Annotated in this window: 18 protein-coding genes and 1 pseudogene; 3 read left to right on the forward strand and 16 right to left on the reverse strand. The window is 71.7% G+C overall.

The annotated features are described in order from the left end of the window. Positions 1–179: 179 nt before the first annotated feature. The 12 genes and pseudogenes from ACFVYF_RS03925 to ACFVYF_RS03980 form a co-directional block, all read right to left on the reverse strand. Positions 180–842 carry a thioesterase domain-containing protein gene (locus ACFVYF_RS03925; protein WP_389450271.1) on the reverse strand — a complete coding sequence of 221 codons (663 nt, stop codon included), beginning with the start codon at positions 840–842 and terminating at the stop codon, positions 180–182. Positions 843–882: 40 nt separating this feature from the next. Then, positions 883–1,029: a hypothetical protein gene (locus ACFVYF_RS03930; protein ID WP_389450274.1), complete on the reverse strand. Its 147-nt coding sequence runs from the start codon at positions 1,027–1,029 to the stop codon at positions 883–885. A gap of 122 nt (positions 1,030–1,151) precedes the next feature. Continuing rightward, positions 1,152–1,607, reverse strand: coding sequence for a luciferase family protein (locus tag ACFVYF_RS03935; RefSeq protein WP_389450277.1), 456 nt, complete (start codon positions 1,605–1,607; stop codon positions 1,152–1,154). A gap of 6 nt (positions 1,608–1,613) precedes the next feature. Next, the gene (locus ACFVYF_RS03940) at positions 1,614–2,105 is read right to left on the reverse strand and encodes a dCMP deaminase (protein WP_389450280.1); all 492 of its coding nucleotides are present in this window, start codon (positions 2,103–2,105) and stop codon (positions 1,614–1,616) included. Between the two features lie 52 nt (positions 2,106–2,157). After that, positions 2,158–3,183, reverse strand: coding sequence for a formylglycine-generating enzyme family protein (locus ACFVYF_RS03945; protein ID WP_389450283.1), 1,026 nt, complete (start codon positions 3,181–3,183; stop codon positions 2,158–2,160). Beyond that, on the reverse strand, positions 3,180–4,889 hold the full coding sequence (locus tag ACFVYF_RS03950; protein WP_389450285.1) for a WD40 repeat domain-containing protein: 1,710 nt from the start codon (positions 4,887–4,889) through the stop codon (positions 3,180–3,182). The genes ACFVYF_RS03945 and ACFVYF_RS03950 overlap by 4 nt, the downstream gene beginning before the upstream one ends. Continuing rightward, complete coding sequence (gene ribA, locus ACFVYF_RS03955) at positions 4,886–5,590, reverse strand: GTP cyclohydrolase II (protein ID WP_389450287.1); 705 nt, start codon at positions 5,588–5,590, stop codon at positions 4,886–4,888. Before ribA ends, ACFVYF_RS03950 begins: the two co-directional genes overlap by 4 nt. 11 nt (positions 5,591–5,601) lie before the next feature. Further along, on the reverse strand, positions 5,602–6,876 hold the full coding sequence (locus tag ACFVYF_RS03960) for an MFS transporter (RefSeq protein WP_389450289.1): 1,275 nt from the start codon (positions 6,874–6,876) through the stop codon (positions 5,602–5,604). After that, the gene (locus ACFVYF_RS03965; RefSeq protein ID WP_389450292.1) at positions 6,873–8,783 is read right to left on the reverse strand and encodes a WD40 repeat domain-containing protein; all 1,911 of its coding nucleotides are present in this window, start codon (positions 8,781–8,783) and stop codon (positions 6,873–6,875) included. The genes ACFVYF_RS03960 and ACFVYF_RS03965 overlap by 4 nt, the downstream gene beginning before the upstream one ends. Before the next feature lie 637 nt (positions 8,784–9,420). Next, positions 9,421–10,035 carry an NADPH-dependent FMN reductase gene (locus ACFVYF_RS03970; protein WP_389450295.1) on the reverse strand — a complete coding sequence of 205 codons (615 nt, stop codon included), beginning with the start codon at positions 10,033–10,035 and terminating at the stop codon, positions 9,421–9,423. 245 nt (positions 10,036–10,280) lie between these two features. After that, positions 10,281–10,823: pseudogene (locus ACFVYF_RS03975) on the reverse strand (carbohydrate binding domain-containing protein); the annotation flags it as partial. A gap of 767 nt (positions 10,824–11,590) precedes the next feature. Then, on the reverse strand, positions 11,591–11,998 hold the full coding sequence (locus tag ACFVYF_RS03980) for a hypothetical protein (protein ID WP_389450298.1): 408 nt from the start codon (positions 11,996–11,998) through the stop codon (positions 11,591–11,593). 389 nt (positions 11,999–12,387) lie between these two features. Here ACFVYF_RS03980 and ACFVYF_RS03985 point away from each other — a divergent pair, with 389 nt between their 5' ends. Then, on the forward strand, positions 12,388–12,945 hold the full coding sequence (locus ACFVYF_RS03985) for a DUF3291 domain-containing protein (protein WP_389450301.1): 558 nt from the start codon (positions 12,388–12,390) through the stop codon (positions 12,943–12,945). Between the two features lie 43 nt (positions 12,946–12,988). On the opposite strand, the gene ACFVYF_RS03990 is transcribed toward ACFVYF_RS03985, so the two are convergent. The 4 genes from ACFVYF_RS03990 to ACFVYF_RS04005 all read right to left on the reverse strand — a co-directional run bounded on the left by ACFVYF_RS03990 (position 12,989) and on the right by ACFVYF_RS04005 (position 16,330). Further along, positions 12,989–13,309, reverse strand: coding sequence for a hypothetical protein (locus tag ACFVYF_RS03990; RefSeq protein WP_389450304.1), 321 nt, complete (start codon positions 13,307–13,309; stop codon positions 12,989–12,991). 21 nt (positions 13,310–13,330) lie between these two features. Next, complete coding sequence (locus ACFVYF_RS03995) at positions 13,331–13,765, reverse strand: hypothetical protein (protein WP_389450307.1); 435 nt, start codon at positions 13,763–13,765, stop codon at positions 13,331–13,333. Positions 13,766–14,292: 527 nt separating this feature from the next. Further along, entirely contained in the window at positions 14,293–14,631 is a 339-nt protein-coding gene (locus ACFVYF_RS04000; protein ID WP_389450310.1) for a thioredoxin family protein, read from the reverse strand. A 559-nt stretch (positions 14,632–15,190) separates the two neighbouring features. Next, the gene (locus ACFVYF_RS04005) at positions 15,191–16,330 is read right to left on the reverse strand and encodes a helix-turn-helix domain-containing protein (RefSeq protein ID WP_389450313.1); all 1,140 of its coding nucleotides are present in this window, start codon (positions 16,328–16,330) and stop codon (positions 15,191–15,193) included. A gap of 86 nt (positions 16,331–16,416) precedes the next feature. Between ACFVYF_RS04005 and ACFVYF_RS04010 the strand changes: the two genes are divergently transcribed. Then, positions 16,417–17,472: a ferredoxin reductase gene (locus ACFVYF_RS04010; protein WP_389450316.1), complete on the forward strand. Its 1,056-nt coding sequence runs from the start codon at positions 16,417–16,419 to the stop codon at positions 17,470–17,472. A 7-nt stretch (positions 17,473–17,479) separates the two neighbouring features. Continuing rightward, positions 17,480–18,598: a fatty acid desaturase family protein gene (locus tag ACFVYF_RS04015; protein ID WP_389450319.1), complete on the forward strand. Its 1,119-nt coding sequence runs from the start codon at positions 17,480–17,482 to the stop codon at positions 18,596–18,598. Positions 18,599–18,804 lie beyond the last annotated feature (206 nt).

Below are 18,804 nucleotides of genomic sequence, written 5' to 3' on the forward strand. Positions count from 1 at the left end.
CGTCTCGGCCGGCCGGCCCGTCGCCGGGAGCAACCGCCCGGCGCGGCCGCATCGGGAACGCCGGTCAGCGCACGGAACCGGCCGCAACATCCGGCACGTGCACCCCCACCGCCGGTGGCCCAGCCGGCCGGCCCGTCGCCGGGAGCAACCGCCCGGCGCGGCAGCGTCGGGAGCGCTGTTCAGGGCACGGATCCGGCCGCAACATCCGGCACGTGCACCCGCGCCGCCGGCGTCCCGGCCGGCCGGCCCGTCGCCGGGAGCAGCCGTGCGGCGATCAGCCGGGACAGGGCCGACGCCCGGTCCGTTCCGAGGCCGGGCGGCAGCGTGACGAACTCCGTGCCGGACGTGGAGTGCCGGCACCACGGCCCCGGACCGTCCCCGGGACGCCCCGCGGACGCCTGACCGGTGCAGACCACCAGCCGGCTCTCGGTGACCGTGCGCCGCACGGCCTGGGTCAGCCGGCCGTGCGGTGACGGCACCGGGTCGAATCGCGCGGAAACCCGGCCGGGAGGCGCCGCGTCCGACACGAACAGGGTCGTGCACACGGCGTGCCCGGCCGCCCTCTCGAACGCCCCGGCCAGCGCCAGCCCCAGGTAGGCGCCGGCACCCCAGCCGTGCAGCGCGAACGGGCCGCTCACGCCCGCGTCCCGGACCTGGCGGACGAGCCCGTCCACCAGGTCGGGCAGGGCGCGCACCGCTTCCCAGGAGCGGGCCCCGTCGGCCGCGGGGCGCACCACGACCGGCCGGAGGGCGGCAGGCAGGGCACGCGCCAGGCGGGCCACGTCCGGGTCCGAGGTGTCCGGTCCCGGCAGCAGAACCAGCGGGAAGCGCGCTCCGCTCACCGTCCGCACGGTCGCCTCCCGGCTCGCAGCGACCTGCGCGTCAGCTGCGGGTGGGGCCGACATCGGTGGCCAGGACCTGGCTGTGCCCGTGGACGCCGTGCGCGCCGGCGGATCCCGTCGTGGAGCCCGCCCAGCCGATCAAAGCCGCCATGACCACGGCCAGTGCCGCATGTCCCAACCACCGCATGTCGTGTTCCTTTCGAGCTGTTCGAGCTGTTCGTTCTCGATCTGCGACGACAGTACGACGCAGAGATCCCGATTACGTCCCGGTGGGATACCACCCGGTCGATCCGCAGGTCAGCGGTGCCGTCAGGGGGTGCCCAGGGACAGGGCACCGCGCGCGAACCAGTACGCCCCGGCCACCAGTTGCTGGACGACGGCCCTCTCCGCCTCGTCGCGCGGGCCGTAGACGAGCAGCGAACCGCGCGGTGCGGCGGCCACGCCCCAGCCCGCCGCGACCACCGGCTCCGCCCAGCGGCAGGGCAGCATCAGGTGGACGCTCCCGTCGTACGGCGGATGTACGTGCCCGAACTCCGAGCCCGCCAGGAACGCCTCGGCCGGTCCGTGGGCCAGGACCGGGGCGAGCTGGAACGCGCAGGTCCCTCGTACGCAGACGTACGAGGGACCGGTGCGGACGCCGTCGAACGCGGCGACCGCGTCGACGAGCCGCTGTCTCAGCGCGGCCGGCGCCGGATCGGTGAGCTGCTCGACCGGAGGGCCGGTCACGACCAGCGGGGCCGGCCCCAGGCGCGGCGGCAGACGCATGCCCGCTCACCCTCTCCCCGCGCCGGGCGACAGCAGATGCCGGTTCACGGACCGGGCCTCCGCCGCCAGTTCGTCGCGGCACACCACCTCGACGCCGGCCGCCCGTAGCGTCTCCACTCCGGTGCAGTCCGCCACGAACAGCGGCGGTTCCCGCCACGCCACCACGACCCGCCCGATGCCCGCGGCCAGCACGAGCCGCGCGCACGGCGACGGGGACGAGGCCCGGCGGGTGCACGGTTCCAGGGAGGTGTACAGGGTCGCCCCGCGCAGCGCGGGCCGGGGACGGCCCAGCGAGCGCAGTGCCGCCTGCTCGGCGTGGACCCGGCTGCCGTCCTGGCGGGAGTATCCCCGGGACAGTTCCCGGCCGTCCGCGCCGACCAGGACGGCCCCGACCGAGTATGCGGTCGGCGACGGCGGGCAGCGGCGGGAGAGGTCCACCGCCCGCCGGAGCCACTCCAGTTCGGCGCCGGGCCCCGGCCCCTGGCCGCGGGCCGTCACGGCGGCACCCGCCGGCCCGCCGCCGGGGCAGGCGCGCTGTGCGGACAGCGGCTCACCGCGCCTCACCCGCCCCGGCGCCCTCCGCGAGCGGGGTCTCGGCGAGGCGGAACCCCATGGCGTACAGGTCCCGTTGGTACCAGCCGTGGCGGCGTCGGCAGCGGGCCAGGTCGACGTAGCGGGTGAAGCTCCCGCCGCGCGCCACCCGGTAGGCGACGCCGTCGTCGCCGTGCAGGTCGTCGTCCACGTACCGGCCGCCGGGGTAGGGCCGGTAGTCGTCGGCGACGTACTCCTCGACGTTGCCTGCCATGTCGTACGCGCCGAAGGGGCTGCGTCCGGCCGGGTACATGCCGACCGGGGTCGTCGCCAGCGGCCCGTACTCCACGGTGTTGGCCAGGTCCTCGCCCGGCTCCTCGCCCCACGGGTAGGCACGCCCGTCGCCGCCCGAGGCCGCGTACTCCCACTCCGCCTCGGTCGGCAGCCGGAAGGCCCGCCCGGTGCGCCGGCCGAGCCAGGCCGCGTAGGCGTCGGCGTCCTGCGGAGACACGCTCCACACGGGGTGGTTGGCCAGCTGGGGCGGATACACGCCGAACCGCCAGGACGTGGGCTGCCCGGCGCCCGGGTTCTCGGTCAGGAACAGCCGGTACTCCGCGTTCGTCACGGGATGGCGGGCGATCCGGAAGGCGGCGATTTGGGCCTCGTACTGCGGTGTCTCCTTCGCTATCCAGGCCCGGGTCACGCCCACGTGCCGCCAGGTCGCGGCGACGGCGTCGACCCGGTCCGCCGGCAGCCCCAGCCGCACCCGCGCGGCCGGGACGTCCGCCATCGCCGGGGCCAAGGGGTCGATGCGCGGGTCGCCCAGCAGGGCCAGCAACTGGCCCGCGGCCAGCCGCAGGAGCGGATCGGCCGCCGGGTCCTCCACGTGCCGGGCCAGCTCCCACGGGTCCTCGCCCGCGACCGTGCCGGTCAGCTGCCGCAACCGGTCCTGGTCGACGCGGTCCGTGAAGGCGGCGGGAAGTCCCATCGCCGACCGGTCGTCCAGCTCGTTGGGGTTGAGCGCGGTGGCCTCGGCCGTGGTCATGCCGCCGGCTCCGGATCCGGCTCCAGCGGGTACACCCGGCCGTCGTAGGACGAGGCGAGGAACCGGCCGCGGGCGGCGTCGTAGTGCAGGCTGGAGATGCCCGCCGTGGTGGGCCGCACCACGTGCGGCCAGTCCCCGGTCGTCACGTCGTGCACGGCCACCGTCCCCGCGTACGACCCCGTCGCCACCAGCCGCCCGTCCGGGGAGGCCGCCACACACTTGATGGAGTGGTCGTGCGGCGTCGGCACGGTACGGCTCGCGCGCCCGTCCCAGATCCGCAGGGTCAGGTCGCGGCTGATGCTGGCGAAACGGCCGCCCGGCAGCGGGGCGCACCCGTTGGCGATCCGCGCGTGGGCCTCGTCGACCCGGCCGGTCTCGGTGAACGTGTCCAGGGAGAACCAGGACGCCGAGGCGTCGGCGCACACGGCGAACAGCGTGTCGCCGGAGACCGCGACGCCCTTGACCGCGTTGGTGTGCAGCGGCAGCGTGGCAACGTGCTCGGGCTCCTGTCCCGCGCGGACGGCGAACACCAGGCCCTCGCCGGTGTAGGCGCCGACCACCACGTGCGGCACACCGTCACGGGTGAAGGCCGCCGCGCAGTTCAGCGGTGAGCGGTGCTGGTGCAGGACGCGGCCGTCGCGGGCGTCGAAGAGCCGGCCCAGCTGACCGCCGGTCATCACCCGGTCGCCGGCCTCCACGAGGAAGTTGCACAGGCTGCCGGTGGCGGCCTGCTGCCGGCCGTCCACCCACACCAGTCCCGCGTCGCCGGTCGTCCACACCGCGCCGTCGGCGGTGGTGACGACCGCGTTGACGCACGCGGTGGGCTCCACCCCGGTCAGATCCCACGTCCCGTCCGTGATCCGGTACACCGCGTAGGACGAGCCGAAGGTGCCGAAGACGAGCGTGGAGTCGTCGAGGAAGGCGCACGAGCGGGCCCACACCTCGGCGGGGAACTCGGCGGTGTGGACGAGCCGGAGCCCCGCCCCGGGGTCCGCCGCGTCCCACACCCGCAGGGTGCGGTCGTAGCTGAGGCTCACCAGGGACTCGGTGGCCGCGTTGTACACCAGGCGTTTGATGCCGGCCTCGTGGGCCGGGGCCTTGCCGGTGCGTCCGTCGGCGATGGTGATGATCTCGCCGTCGTCGTTGCCCGCGTACACCACGCCGGACCGGGTGATCGCGATGGTGTCCGTCTCCACACCGCCCAGATCGACCTCGCCGACCATGCCGCCGGTCGCCAGCGACCAGCGCTTGACGGTGCCGTCGTCGCTGGAGGTGAGCAGTTCGTCGCAATCGCCCAGCCAGGCAACGGAGATGACGTCCGCGGTGTGCCCCTCGAACCGGGCCACCGGCGCACCCGCGAAGTCGTAGACGCGCACCAGGTGGTCGCGCGAGGCGGTGGCGACCAGTTCCCGGGTCGGGTGGAAGACCGACATCTCGACGTCGTCCTTCTGGTCGCTCAGGACCGCCCGCAGTTTCAGGTCGGGCACCGACCACAGCCGGGCGGTGTAGTCGCTCGACGAGGTCAGCAGCAGCTTTCCGTCCGGGCTGAACGCCACCTGGTTGGCCAGATGGTCGTGGACGGCGCGGGCCAGCGGCGCCCGACGCGCCGCGTCCCACAGGATGACCTGGTTGTCGTAGCCGGCCGTGGCCACGTACGCGCCGCCGAAGGCCTCGACGCCGCTGATCGGCCCGTGATGACGTATCACGCTGACTCCTCCAGTCGAATGGTGTGAGCGGTGCGGGCGACCTTCGCCGTCAGGTAGCCGGTGTTGTGCGGGTTGACGAAGACGCCCGTGGCGACGGTGCGCCGCACCGTGATGCCGTACCGGCGCAGTTGCTCGCACTTGTTGGGGTTGTTGGTGAGCAGGTCGATCTCTTCGTGGCCGAGGGCGCGCAGCATCTGCGCGGCCGCCGCGTAGTCGCGCATGTCCTCGCCGAGCCCCAGGGCCCGGTTGGCCTCGTAGGTGTCCAGGCCCCGGTCCTGCAGCCCGTACGCGTCGAGCTTGTTGTAGAGGCCGATGCCGCGCCCTTCCTGGCGCAGGTACAGCAGCAGGCCGCCGGCGGTGTCGATCAGGCGCAGCGCCTCGCGCAGCTGGGGTCCGCAGTCGCACCGGGCGGAGCCGAACAGGTCGCCGGTCAGGCACTCGGAGTGCACGCGCACCAGCGGCACGTCGTCCCGGAGGGTGCCCAGGCGCAGCGCCAGGTGCTCGCGTCCGTCCACCAGTCCGCGGAAGGTCATGACGCCGGCCGTGATCGGGTCGCCCTTCGCCGGGTACAGGGGGATGCGTACGGTCTGGCGGACCTCCGCCCGCGGCGGTGCGTCAGCGGCGGCGTCGCTGGGGCGCAGCGCGGGCACGGAGGCGGCCGGGAGGTCGGTGGTACGGGTGTCACCGGGTGTGTGGGGCATGGTCTCTTCTCCTAGGCCGGCTCGGTTGTCACCGGGTTCGTCGAGGTCCAGGCGGTGCGGGCGCGGTGCAGGTGGACCAGCACCAACGACGACGCGACGCCGAGCACCAGGAACGTGGCGTGCGGGCCCGCGGCATGGTCGAGCGGGGGGATCACAACGGGGGACAGCAGCGCGGCGGACCCGGTCAGCAGCCACATCAGTCCCGAGGCCCGGCCCATGACGGCCTGCGGCAGGTACCGCACCCGCAGCATCACCACGGCGGCCAGCAGCGCGCCCTGAGCGACGGCTCCGACGGCCAGGGCGGCGAGGAACAGCGGCCACACCGGCACCGCCAGCAGGGCCAGGGACACCGCGCGGGCGGTCAGGGCCGCGGTCAGCAGCGTCCTGGGCCGCAGCCGCGCGCGCTGCGACACCAGCAGGTTGCCGGTCAGCAGGCTCAGGTTCACGGCCGCGACGACCCAGCCGGCCTGCTGCCCCGACAACTGCCAGGAGTGGCGCAGTTCGAAGAGGACCAGGGACGTCAGCCCGATGCCGCAGACCGCCTCCAGCACCATCTGCAGGACGAGCGTGACGACGAGGCGCCGGTCGGCGGCGATGTCGTGCCAGACGCCGCGCATCCGCACCGGGTCGCGCCGCCTCGCTCCCCCCGCGGCCCGGCGCGGCGGGCGCACGCCCGCCGCCCACACCGCCAGCGGCGCGAAGAACGTCGGCAGGTTCAGCCACAGCACGCCCAGGTAGCCCAGCAGCGGCAGGGTCGCCGCGGCCAGGACCGGCCCGGCCAGCGTGGTGGCGAGGAACAGGCTGTTGAGGGAGCCACGGGCCCGCGCCGGACAGCGCGGGAACATCACGGGCACGGCCGTCATCCAGCCGGTCCGGTAGGCGACCCCGCCGCCCGCCACCACCAGGGCGCACACGAACAGCACCCAGGGCCGCGGATCCCCTTGCCACAGCAGCAGGTTCATCGCCAGGGCCGCCGACGCCTGCGCCAGCAGCCCGTACAGGACGAGGCGGGCCGTGCCGCGCCGGTCGGCCACCGAACCGAACCAGGGGGCGAGCAGCATGCTCATCGGCACGGCCGCGGCCAGCCACGTCATCACCGTGAGCGAGCCGGTCAGCCGGTACGCGAGCAGCGGCAGCGCGGTCGCGTACAGGGCCTCGCCCACGTTGTTGACCGTGTTCCCCGCGGCGAACACCAGGAAGGAGCGCTCGGTGAACGGGGACGGCTCCACCACCTCGTCGGCGCGGGCGGCGCCCTGCCCGGCGCGCACCCTGTCGGCCGTGGTCACGGCCGGGCCGCGCCGGCCGCGGCAGGGAAGGGACGGGCACCGGAGGACCGCGGCAGCCACAGGTCGCGCAGCACGGTGAGGACCGGCCCCCCGCCGCTGCGGTCCAGGCGGTACAGCCGCAGATAGCCGCCCCGGCCGCCGACCACCACGTAGGCACGGCCGTCCGCGCCGCGCAGCGCGGTCATCCCCTTGGGGAAGTCCGGCAAGTCCTCGTGCAGGGCCAGCAGTTCACCGCTCTCGTGGTCGTACGCCGCGATCTGCATGCCGTAGGTGACCACGCAGAGCGTGCCGTCGATCAGCGCGCAGTTCTCGGCCGTGTTGTCGAGCAGTTCCACGAACTGCCGTACCGGCTTGTCCTCGCCGACGACCAGTTCCTTGACGCCTCCGCCACCGGTGACGCGCAGCCGGTCGCCGTCGGCCAGCAGCCGCTTGGGATAGCTCTCCAGCTCCGTCTCCCAGGAGACCCGGCCGGTGTCGTCGTAGGCCGCGAGCCGGCCGGTGCGGCACCCCAGCACCCTGCGTCCGTCGGGCAGATAGGCCGACGCCCACGCGCTCGCGGGCAGCCCGTCCACGTGCAGGACCTGCCGGCCGGTGTCCGCGTCGAACTCGAAGCCGCCGGCGTTGCAGGCCACCAGGACCCGGCTGTGGTCCGGCGAGACCGAGACGGTGTGGACGATGCCCGGCAGGCGGGTCTCCCATACGGTGCTGCCGCCGGGAGTGAAGCGGCGCACCGTGTCGGGCCAGAAGACCGCCACCCTGTCGTCGCCGCACGGTTCGGCCCGGCGGGCGAACCCCGGCGCGTCGTGGGACTCGTCGACCAGATCCAGCCGGGCGTGGTCGCCGCGGATGTCGAGGCGGACCACGGCGGTGCCGTCGTCGGTCGCGGCCAGGACGCTCGCGCCGTCGCCGGGCAGCGGGCGCAGGTCCCACACGCACTGCCGGGTGTGGTTCAGCCGGTGCAGCAACTCGCCTTCCGGCGACAGGGCCGTGATCTCGCCGTCCTGGGTGAGGGTGTAGACCCGCCCCTCCTCGTCGATCGTGACGTCGATGATCTGGTGGCTGAAGCCGGTGACCCGCTTGCGGACGGTCAGTTCGGGAGTGGTGTTGTCGAACAGGAGCAGCTCCCCGTCGAAGCCGCCGATGTACGCGGTGGCGAAGTCCGGGGAGAAGACGAGTCCTTCGACGTCGTTGCGGGCGAAGTGCATGCGCTCGCCGACCGTGCCGTCCAGCCCGATCGTCACCACGCCGTTGGAGACGTTGCGCGTGTCGTCGATACCGGCGTCGCCGATGGCCCAGAAGCGGCGGTGCCGCGCGTCGTAGATGACGCGGTGCACGTTGGAGGCGTCGATCCGTACGGTGGTCGGGAACGACCACTCGTCCAGCGAGCCGAGGTGGACACGGCCGTGCCGGTCGGCGACGGCGTGCACGCCGGGGGCGTCGGTGCAGAACCATTCGAGCATGTCGTAGCCGTGGGGCCACTGGACGATCCGCTCGACGGCGAACGTCTCCACGTCGAGGACGACCACCTGGAAGTACCCGTTGTCGAGGTACGCCTTGCCGTTCCACAGACCGATGCCGCGCAGCATGGTGGGCGAAGGCTGTTCACCGTCGAGGAGCAGGGAGCGGTCGGCGGTGGTGCGGGCGTCGAGGCGGTCGGCCAGGTGCAGGGTGTCGGCGTGCCAGCGGCAGATGGTGCCGGTCTTGTCACGGGTGATGATCCAGTCGCCGGCGAGGGCAACGCCGTACACCGGGTCGCCGGCCGGGTCCTGGGCCGCGGCGGGCGCGCCGGACGACTGCTGCAAAGTCAGATCGCGGTCGAGCCGGTGCAGGCCACCGCGGAGGTCACAGGCCAGGAGCCCGCTGCCGGGCAGGCTGACGATCCGTGTGATGCGTTCGGGGATCCCCATGGCGAAACTCCGCTCCTGTCGGACGGGTGAAGGGCAGCAACAAAGGTGAGCAGAAGAGGGTGAGGGGCAACGGAGAGGCAGGCCGCGTCGCCGGCCGACCCGCGAGGGTGGCGCGTGCGGCCGGGCAGGTGTGAGCGCGGACGGGCACGTACGGCGTGCGTGCGGCCGGGCAGGTGTGAGCGCGGACGGGCACGTACGGCGTGCGTGCGGCCTGGCAGGTGTGAGCGCGGACGGGCACGTACGGCGTGCGGACGTGACGTGCCCCCTGGGGCTGGGAGACCCTGCCCCAGGGGGCGAATCCTCACTGCGCTACAGGGTGAGGAGACATCAGATGGCGGGGCGGGTCACGCGGCGGATGAGCTTCGTCATGGGACTGCACCTCCTTCGCATTCCTGCTTCGCGGCAGGGGGACTGACAGGGCGCCTCAGATGGCGGGCCGGGTCACACGGCGAACCAGCTTCGTCATGAGGGACACCCCCTTCCGGGGATTCGGGCGCCACGTCGCGTGGAGCCGGACCGACGCGCCGTCCGGGGTCCGGACGGGCGTTCCTGCCGTCGGCGCATGCCTCATGGACACCGCGCGCGGGGCAAGTCTGTGGTGGGCGGCCGGGGTGCGGTCGCCGGGTGGGTACCGCTCTCAGACGGCGGCAGCGGGGCGCAGTTGGCCCTCGCCGGCCGGCGGTCCGGGCAGGTGGGCGACGGAGGCGCGCCGGGCCGCCCAGACGGCGTCGGTCAGCTCCTCCAGCAGGCCGACGACCGACGGATCGGTGAATCCCTGATCCGTGCGCGGCAGGGCCTCCGCGTCGCCGAGCGCGAGCGGCGGATGGCCGATGAGGACGGCTCCGGAGCACTCGAGGTTCACCCGCAGCCCCGGCTGGGCGTCCGCGGCACCGCGCGGCCCCGGGGAGACGCTGAGAACCGCCGTCGGCAGTCCGGTCAGCGCGCTGTCGCCCCAGGGACGGGACAACCAGTCCAGGGCGTTCTTCAGAACACCCGGAGCACCTCCGTTGTAGGAGGGGGTACTGATCACGAGGGCGTCCGCGGATCCGAGCACCCGACGCGCCTCGGCCACTGGCGCGGGACCGTCGGCGACGTCCAAGTCCTGGTCGTAGTACGGAAGATCCCGCAGATCCAGTACGGGCGTGTGCACCCGCTCGTCCCGCCGGGTCAAGAGCCGGCGGATCGTGGCGACGGCGGTGGTGTTCACCGAGTCGCGCCGCAGACTGCCGGACATCAGTACGATCCTGGTCACCCCGGCCTCCCTGTCGTTCGGGCGGTTCCCCCTTCAGGGCCCCGCCTTCGGCTGACCTGAGAGTGGCACAACGACATCCCGACGCGATCCCGATCCGGTACCGCCCCTTCCGGGGCGGCGGAGGGCGGCGGAGGGCGGCGGAGAAGAGCGCGAACCAGACCACTGGCCTTCCCCTGCCCCGTGGCCGGTTGACTCCCCGTCAGCCGGCCGACGCCGACCAGTGATCGCCCGGGCGGACCCTAGGCGCCTCCGCCGCCAGGTCCGTCCAGGCTGATGTCGTCGGCGTAGTACGTGCCCTGTGCGTACCAGCCGTGCAGGTAGATCGTCGCGCTGGTCTGGGAGGCGCCCGTGGTGAAGGAGACGGTCAGTCGGCTGTATCCGGAGGGGGAAGTGGTCCAGGTGGAGGCGCCGCCGTTCACGCCCAGGTAGACGTTGGAGCCGCGGACCCAGCCGCTGAGTGCGTAGGTGGTGTCCGGCCGTACCGCGACGGTCTGCTCGCACTGCGCGGTGTCGCTCGAACTCACCTTCCCCTGAAGGGCCTTGGAGGCCGCGTGGACGGGCGAGGAGACGACCGATCCCGGGTTGCCGGTGCAGCTCCACGGCGAGCGGCTGCCCGACTCGAAGCCGGGGTTGGTCAGCACGTCGACGATCCCGGCCGCGCCCGGGGCGGCCGACGTCGGGACGGCCGACGCGCTCGCGGAGGGTGCGGCCGGGGCGGCGTCGGTACGGCTGGGGATCAGGAGGGAGCAGCCGAAGCCGACGACGGCCGCCGCGACGACCGCGATCACCACGGCGGCCCGGCGCTGCCCGGGCCCGAGGCGCGGGCGCCCTACGGAACGCGGCGGGCCGGCATCGCCGTCGAGTGCGGGGAGTCCCTTCGTCGCGCCGCCGGGGACGGGCGGGAGCTTCTCGGTCTCGCCGCCGGGAACAGGAGGCAGTTCCTCCGTCTCGCCGCCGCCGGGGACGGGCGGGATTTTGTCGGTCTCGCTGCCGGGGGCGGGAGGGTGTTTCTCCCTCGTGTCGCCGGGGATGGGCGGAAGTTCCTCCGTCCCGCCGCCGGGAACAGGCAGGAGCTCCTCCGTCTCGCGGCCGGGAACGGGCGGAAGTTCCTCCGTCCCGCCGCCGGTCCTGGTCTGTGGGGCGGGTGCGGCCACGGTCTCGTGGCTGCGGTAGTCCTTGTCCTGGCGTATCTCGTCGAGCAGCTGGGCCAGCGCGTCGGTGCGGCGCGGGCGCAGCACGCGGATGGGCTCCAGCGCGCGACGGTCGTCCGGTGAGTCGGACGCGGGCGTTGTGGGCACGGTGCTCTCCTTCCGTCCCGTGGCAGAGACCAGACCTGAGCTGTCCCTCTGGGACTCATACGCAACGCCCGCTCCGGAGGTTCAGCCGATGCCGCGCGCTGGGAAGCCACCGGGGATGCCCGTGAGGTAAAGGGCAGCCGTACGTCGACCGGGCGTTGACACGGATCGGTCCGAAGTCCTGGACCTCATGTGCGGGACGCACCGGTCGTGCCGGCCACGTATCGCTGACGGCAGCCCTACCCGACCATGGCTACTGGTCAGCCAACGCTGCCGAACTCCACGGGGAAGTCCGGGGGCCAGGGCTGGCCGAAGTCGAACAGGGACGGATCCTCGAACACGCGGTCCGCCTCGCGCCAAGCGGGTCCGCCGGAGACGACGAAGCTGTCCCCGTCCGGTTCGATCATCCAGGTGAAGTCCGCATCGTCCGCGGGGAGGTCATGGCGCTCCTTCAGCACCGCGAACTCCGCCTCCGACGCCCGGCGGACGTGGATGCCCTTCTCGTAGATGGGTTTGAGCAGCATGAGCTCCACATGGCCGAAGTACACCTCGACGCGGGTGTCCGTTTGGTCGATCGCGGTGGGTTCGCTGCGCAGCAGCAGCATCCGATGCGACGGCGCGAAGCTGACCACCCGGAACAGACGCCCCTCTCGTACGAAATCCGGCATTCTCCGTGTTCTTCCTGTCCTTGAGGTCTTCGGGTCACTGGGCGGGACGGCCGCAGCGTTGACGGTTTGAGCCCGGGCAGGCCCGCCTGGGCGAACCGACCACACCAGCGGCGCACGGTGTCCAAATGCAGCCCCGCCCGTCACCTCCCCAGCCCCCGCAATGACCGGTGCGCGAGGCCACTTGGACAGGGAAAACGCAACTTCGACAGGGGCCCGCAGAGGCAGCTACCTTCACCTGGTCCTCGGCGGTCGCCCACGGTCGCGCAGGAGTTCCTTCAGGCTGAGCCACCCGCGACGGGATGAGTCGGTCATGCCCCAGGAACCCTCGCCCCCATGCGTAAGCCACCGAACCGGTTCCACGCCAGGCAGCCCCAACCAGGGAGAGACGCATGCCCCATCTTGCTCTGTACACATTCGGCGTCCTGAAGTCACCTCTCGCCGATCCCGCACCTCTCACGCGCGAGTTCTACGACATTGGTGAGGCCGTCTACGGGAAGATCAGCCGGCACCCCGGATACCTCTCGCATGCCGAAGCGGCAGTCGGTGACCGGGGCATGCTCTTCGGGGCGGACTGGGGTGCATGGGGAGAGTTCACCGTACCGACCTGGTACGGCAAGGGCCGTACGGTGGAAACCACCGCCCTGGCCGCGACCCTCTCCCTCTGGACCGACCTGCGCCCCGCCCTCGACGCCATCTACACCGGTCTGCACCGTGAGGCGCTGAACAGGCGTTACGACTGGTTCGAGAGGACAGGACACCCGAACTACGTGTCCTGGTGGGTATCCGATGGCCTGATACCCACCTGGCAGGACGGGGTTTCCAGGCTGGAACACCTCCACGACCACGGCTCCGCGCCGCACGCCTTCACCTTCCACCACCCCTTCGCCCCGGACGGAACTCCGACCAGGACCAAAGGCATCGGACCGAAAAGCGACGAGGTTCACTGACAAGGCAGCCTGAACGACCGGGTGCGCTGTCAAACGCCTCGATTTACGGCGCCGACCACTGAGCCACAACTCGGCGCAGTCCGCGCGGCCCGCCGTCGCACAGCGAGAGCGGGACGTCCCGCGGCTCTCCGGAGAGGGTCTCGCTCCCCCGGAGGAGACGGGGGTCGTCCTCGTGCCCCGCGAGGACCGGGAACTCACAGCCCCGGCCGTCGATCCGCCAGTAGTCCCACCAGGTCTCCACCTCCGGCTCACCGGGGGCGGGGTCGCGGTTGTAGTCGTACGGCGCCATGGCCGCGCCGATCGCCCGGTGCACGTCCTCGGGGGCGCACGGCGGCACGCACACGGTCACTCGTTCCTTGGCCACGGTCGCTCTCCGGCCCTTTCCTCACGCCATCGGCGGCGGGTCGCAGGACCCGAGCCAGCCGTCGCAGCCCCGCTGCCACGATCGCGTCGCGTCCCAGATCATGTAGAGGTCGCCGATCACCCCGAGGCCGCCCATGAGCTTACCGACCCTGCTGCCGCCGCCCGTCCTGGGTGCCGATGGCGCCTCGGGCACGGTGGGTGCCTTTCCCTGCGCCTCGCCCGGGGTGATCCGGATCGTTCCGCCGCCGATCTTGCGGACCAGCGGCTGGACCCGGTGCGTGTCGAACGAGCCGCCCAGCCAGATCACACGCACGTGTTTGTTGCCCACGAGCCTGTCCCGGATCGCCTCCGCCTCGGCCTGGCTCTTGGCGACGTAGACGACGTTCTGGGTCTGACCCTTGGCCTCTCCGTTCATCCTGCCCGAGACGGTCTTGGCGGTGTTGTCGGCGTCGACCACCTTGGCGTTGTTCTCGTTGGCGTCCCAGGTGTCGACGGTGTCGACGCTGACGATCTTGCCGTTCTTCGAGGTGACCTTGATGCAGTCCGCCGTGGCGCAGGCGACCGTCAGGGTCAGGCCGGCCCGGGTCGTATGTGGTGGTGCTGGAGCGCCCCTTCGGGTTGATCGTCTTGATCTCGGTGACCGGTCCGCCGATGTCGGCGGGCGTGTACTGGGTCTCCGTGATGCCCTTGAGCGGATCGGTGATCTTGCGCAGCCTGCCGAGCGGGGCGTAGCTGCGGCCGGTCACCACCGAGTAGCCGACGCCGGTGCCGTCGGGGTTGGCGATGCAGGTGGGCAGGCCCTTGGTGGGGGTCGCGCCCCAGGCGCCGTTGTCGTAGCCGGTGCGGGTCGCGTTCATCAGCCGGGTCGGCGTTCGTCCAGCCTTCGCAGGAGGCCGCCGTCACTCGGACCTGCTTGAGCAGTCCGATGAGGTTGGCGTCCTCGTTGTTGACGTAGTCGGTGCGGGCGCAGGTGTAATCGCTGAGCTAGAGGTGGCCGTCCAGGAACTTCCGTACCTCGGTGATGGTCATAGGCCCCGTGCCGTGCGCCACCGCCTCTCCCTCCTTCAGCAGGACCCAGGACGGGGCTCCGGTGATCCCGTATCGCTCGGTTGCGGCCGGACAACGCGTGATGTCGGCACGGACGGCCGTCAGGCGGCCCGTGTAGTCGTCGGCGATGCCACCCACGACGAGGTCCATCACCCGGCAGGGCTCGATTGCCTTGGGCCATGTCCCGGTGAAGTATGCGAGGACCGGAACTCCGCTCATCCCGACGATGAAATTGAACTCCGCGTCCTCACGGGGTCGGTGAACCCGATTCGCCATGGAAGCTCCTGACCTCACGTTCCGTCATTCCATCCCCATCATCCCTCGTACGGTGTGCCAGGCCGGCCCGGTCGGTCGTCCGGTTGACCTGTCGGAAGGGAGGCACGGGGCGGTCGCAGAACCACGGTGGTCCCGGCGCGAGCGGCCCGCCCCCCGTTCCTGGTGACCTGGCCTGGCCGCACCGCCGGTCACCGAGTGCAGCCCGCCGCGCGCCCGTGGGTCAGCTCATGCCAGGACAGCGCCCTCCACGACGACATGCAAGCCGTTTTCCAGGGCATAGCGGCCCAGATCGCTGACCAGATGCTCGATGAGTGCGTCGACAAGCGGGCCGGTGCGCATCGTCCACCGGATCCAGTCGAGCCCTATCCGCCACCGCGCTTCTCAGAGACAGCGCCCCCGACGGGCTTCCCGAGGCCTTGTCCGGCCTTCACATCAACCCCCGGTCCCAGCCGGCCGATACCGCTCTCCCCCGGGTCGCATGAGCCAGCTGATGGCACCGAGAACGAGGCACGATTCCTGGACCGCTCGCGGACGCGGTCGCGGACGGTCGAAGAACGCGTCAGCCGACCCGAAGACCGACCGCCAGCGTCAGTTCAAGGACCCGGTGCGGCGATGCGAGATCCGGAAACAACTCCCGCAGCTGCGACATCCGGTACCGGACCGTCTGGGGATGGACGAACAACGCCGCCGCCACCTCGTCCCGCCTGCCCTGGTGCAGCAGCCACTCCCGCAACGTCTCCTCCAGCCGCCGTGCGGTCGCGACAGGCAAGGTCCGCAACGGTGCGAGGGCTCGGGCACGCAGGTCTGCGAACGCGTCCGCGTCGGCGCTCAGCACCAGCTCGGGCAGGTGGTCCTCGGTGTCGCGAATCTCAGAGGAGAGGGAGCGTGCGCGTGCGGCTCGTGCGTACGAGGCGGACGCACGCGTCCATGGCCGGGCCGGGCCGACCACGGCGGTGCGGTCGGTCAGCTGCCGCAAGAGATGTGATCGATCGGCATCGGGGACGAGGAGCACACCGGTGGCGTCCGGCAGATCGTCGAGGACGAGGGTGCTCGGGTCGAGCGTGCGGTAGGCCGGCCGGGCCTGGGCGGCGGGCAGCAGGACCGCGGTCAGCGAAAGCGGAGGCTGCCACCCGGCCCGTTGAACAGAGGCCAGCAGCACGTCCGGGCTCGCGCCGGCGAGGAGGTCGCGGGCCAGGTGTTCCAGGTGGCGCTCGTGGTCCCTGCCCCGGGCGGCCAGTTCGTCGGCGTGGCCCGCGGCGCTCGCGGCGGAGAGCTCGTCGATGTAGGCGAAGGTCAGCTCGGCGAACTTGGCGACCTCGGCGGCGGGCAGACCTGCGGGTACGGCACCCGCTGCCAGGCATCGCCAGGCCACCCGGGCGCCGACGCGGTAGGCGCCGAGCAGGGCGTCCATCGAACGGCCGTCGCGCACCTCGCCGCGGCCCAGCTCGTAGGCTGCGTCACCGGCGTCGCCGCCCGTGGCGTTCCCGCTCGCGAGGTCCAGGTAGTGCCCCAGGGCAGTGCGGACGGCTCGGCGGATGCTGGCGCCCATGCGGCCCGAAAGGGCGTTGGCGTAGGGAGGGACCTCGTCGATGATCGCCTGGACGACCTCGTCGGCGGTGGTCTTCAGTGCGGCCCGAAGTGCGGTGACCGTCGTCTCATCCAGGGCCAGTTCGCCGGCCCTCCGGATTGCATGGCTCATGTTTTGTTCCCTACGAACAATTCAGCCGCCCAGATTTACGTCCTGCGGTCAGGACTTTACGCCTTGAGGCGCAGCAAGCTGGAGTCATGACGAGTACAGCCCTCCGCAGCAGGGCGTGGAAACTGCTGGAGATGGTCACGACGCCGCTGCTGCCGTCGGACTACCTCGACCTTGTCAGCCCGCTGCGTGCTGGCGCTGACCTGCGTGGGCGCATCGAGGCCGTGCACCCCGAGACGGGTGACGCCGCGACCATCGTGATCAGACCGGGACGGGGCTGGCGCGGCCACACAGCCGGTCAGTACGTGCGGATCGGAGTCGACGTCGACGGGGTGCGCCTGTGGCGTGCCTACTCCATCACCTCGCCGACAAACCGCCAGGACGGCCGCGTCACGATCACCGTGAAGGCGATCCCGGACGGCAAGGTCAGCAACCACCTGGTCCGCAGGGCCGAACCGGGCACGCTGATCCAGCTCGACCAGCCGACCGGTGACTTCGTGCTGCCGCAGACCAAGCCCGCCAAGGTGCTCTACCTGACGGCCGGCAGCGGCATCACGCCCGTGATGGGCATGCTGCGCGACATCGAGTTCGACGACGTCGTCATGGTCCACTGCGCGCCACAGCCACAAGACGTGATCTTCCGCAACGAACTGCACGACCTGGTCGCGGACAAGAAGCTGCGGCTCACCGAGGTGCACACCGACACAGATGGCATGCTCGACATCGCCCGTCTGGACGAACTCGTGCCCGACTGGGCCGAGCGCGAGACCTGGGCCTGCGGGCCCGCGGGCCTGCTCGACGCCGCCGAAGAGCACTGGAGCGAGTACGGCGTACAAGAGCGCCTGCACACCGAACGCTTCCGCCCCAGCATCGTCGTCGCCGGCGACGGTGGCGAGGTCACGTTCAGCGCCACCGGCAAGACCGTCGACGCGGACGGTGCCACGCCGTTGCTGGACATCGGCGAGCAGGCCGGCGTGCTCATGCCCTCCGGGTGCCGCATGGGCATCTGCTTCGGCTGCGTCACGCCGCTCAAGGCGGGCGCCGTCCGCGACCTGCGCACCGGCGAGATCACCGAGGCCGAGCCGGGCGTCCTCATCCAGACCTGCGTGTCCGCCGCGGCGGGCCCCTGCGACATCGAACGGTAGGAGCACCTTGACCGCCACCGACCCCACCGCCCACCTGACCGCGGAGCAGATCGAGGAGCTTGGCCGCGAGCTGGACGCGATCCGCGACGAGGTGATCGCCGACCGCGGCGAGAAGGACGCCGCCTACATCCGCAAGGTCATCTCGGCGCAGCGCATGCTCGAGCTGGTCAGCAGGGGCGTGCTGCTGTTCTCGATCTTCCCGCCCGCGTGGCTGCTCGGCACCGCCGGGCTGTCCGTGGCGAAGATCATGGACAACATGGAGATCGGCCACAACATCCTGCACGGCCAGTGGGACTGGATGCGAGACCCGAAGATCCACTCCACCACCTGGGAGTGGGATCACGTCTCGCCGGCCGACCAGTGGAAGCACTCGCACAACGAGCTGCACCACACGTACACCAACGTGATCGGCAAGGACAACGACCTCGGCTACGGCATCATGCGCGTCGACGAGGACCAGAGGTGGCACCCGTTCCACCTCGGCCAGCCGCTGTGGAACTTCATCAACGCCTGCTTCTTCGAGTACGGCATCGCAGCCTACGACCTGGAGCTCGGCAAGAACCTGCACAAGCGCCGCCGCAAGAACCCGGAGTTCCGCGCGCGGGCCAGGGCCGTGGGCCGCAAGATCCGCAAGCAGGTACTCAAGGACTACGTGATCCACCCGCTGCTGTCGGGCCCGTCGTTCCTCCCCACGCTCGCCGCCACGTTCACCGCGAACCTGGTCCGCAACATCTGGACCCACTCCGTGATCATGTGCGGGCACTTCCCCGAGGGCGTGCAGGTCTTCGAGCGCCGGTCGATCAAGGGCGAGACGCACGGCCAGTGGTACCTGCGCCAGATGATGGGCTCGGCGAACATCAGCGGCAGCAGGGCCATGCACTTCATGACCGGCAACCTGTCGCACCAGATCGAGCACCACCTGTTCCCGGACCTGCCGAGCAACCGGTACGCCGAGGTCGCGGTGAAGGTGCGCGCGCTGTTCGAGAAGTACGAGCTGGAGTACGTCACCGGCCCGCTGCCCAAGCAGGTGTTCTCCGCGTGGCACAAGGTCTTCCGGCTCTCGCTGCCGAACAAGAAGCCCAAGCTCAACACACCGGACCTCGAGCAGGAGCTCGTCGCGGCCTGATCCCGGTATTGGTTCAGATCTTTCGGCCGTACCGGCGACACCGCCGGGTTCGGTGAGATCCGTTGCGGACTTCGGATACCGCCAGGCACGTCCGCCTCGCGGCCCGTTGACCACCACCACCGGACAGCCGGCCCAGAGTTCGGCGTCCTTGCGGCAGTAGTCCAGGAGGCTGGTCCAAGTCGGCCGGGAAACAGCGGACTTGGGGG

Origin of the sequence: Streptomyces sp. NPDC058274 (assembly GCF_042881375.1) — a bacterium.
Classification (GTDB): Bacteria; Actinomycetota; Actinomycetes; order Streptomycetales; family Streptomycetaceae; genus Streptomyces.